The 1,081-nt window shown below is 60.9% G+C and carries 1 protein-coding gene; it reads right to left on the reverse strand.

What is annotated here, in order from left to right:
• Positions 1–30: 30 nt before the first annotated feature.
• Entirely contained in the window at positions 31–1,035 is a 1,005-nt protein-coding gene (locus tag CJ014_RS27220; RefSeq protein WP_100083623.1) for an IS30 family transposase, read from the reverse strand.
• Between the last annotated feature and the right edge of the window lie 46 nt (positions 1,036–1,081).

Here is a 1,081-nt window from a genome sequence, read left to right on the forward strand (position 1 = left end):
TGTCATCCTGCGCGAAGGCGGAGGATGGATTCACGTTTGAAGCGCAACAGTGAGGAAGTCTTCGAATACCTCGGCTGGGGTCCTGTAGCCAAGGATCTTTCGTGGACAGTGGTTGTATTGGTGCATGATGGCATCGACTTGGTCGGTGGGAATGGCTTGGAGATCTGTGGTGCTGGGCAGGCGGCGACGCATGCGGCCGATGGCGTTTTCGATGCCGCCCTTCTGCCAGGGCTTGTGAGGATCGCAGAAGTAGGTGAGCAAGCCGAGCTGTTCTGCGAGGCGATGATGGCGGGCGAATTCGCCACCATTGTCGAAGGTGACGGAGGCACGCAGTGGCTTGGGCAGGGCTTTGAAGAAGGTGACGAGCTTCTGTGCGACGCCATCGGCGGTCTTGTCGGCGATCCTCTTGATGACGGTGTATCGGGACCGGCGCTCATGGACGATGAGCAGGGCCCGGTTGCGCTTGCCAAACAGCATGAGGTCAGCCTCCCAGTGTCCCGCGGCCTGCCGTGTGGCTACCTCGGCTGGACGCTCGCTGATGGAAATACGCTTTTTGATCAATTTGCTAAGGCTGCCGCCCGATCCCGTGAAATGGCCCCGGCGATGTTTGCTGCGCGGCAAGAGGCGATACCAGGAGGGGTCGGGCTGGCGCGCCCGGTGATAGATGAAACGATAGATGGACTCGTGGCTGACGATCGTGCGACCTTGCTCGCGCGCCAGCCGGCCGGCGATCTGCTCGGGAGACTGTCCCATCGCAAGGCGTTCCTCGACGTAGGCTGCAAGGTCCGGTTGGCGTGCCAGCTTGAAGCGGGCATCCCATCGTCGTCGTCGCGCTGCCAGAGCGTGTGCCCGCTCACCATCGTAGAGCCCGGACCACTGCTTGGTCGTCTTGGCATTGCGTTTGAGCTCACGGCTGATCGTCGATGCTGATCGATCAAGCCGCCTCGCTATGCTTCGCACCGATAGCCCTTCCCGGTGGAGAAGGTCGACCGTCATCCGCTCTCGCAACGAGAGCTGAGAGTAATGTTGTCCCATCGCAGCAACACCTTAGCAGGTGTTGCACTTCACACGTGAGTCTAGG

Origin of the sequence: Pleomorphomonas carboxyditropha, from assembly GCF_002770725.1 — a bacterium.
GTDB classification, from domain to species: Bacteria; Pseudomonadota; Alphaproteobacteria; order Rhizobiales; family Pleomorphomonadaceae; genus Pleomorphomonas; species Pleomorphomonas carboxyditropha.

Bases quoted from the DNA above. Each gene is read 5' to 3' on its own strand.
- CJ014_RS27220 (WP_100083623.1), bottom strand. From the start codon at position 1,035: ATGGGACAACATTACTCTCAGCTCTCGTTGCGAGAGCGGATGACGGTC.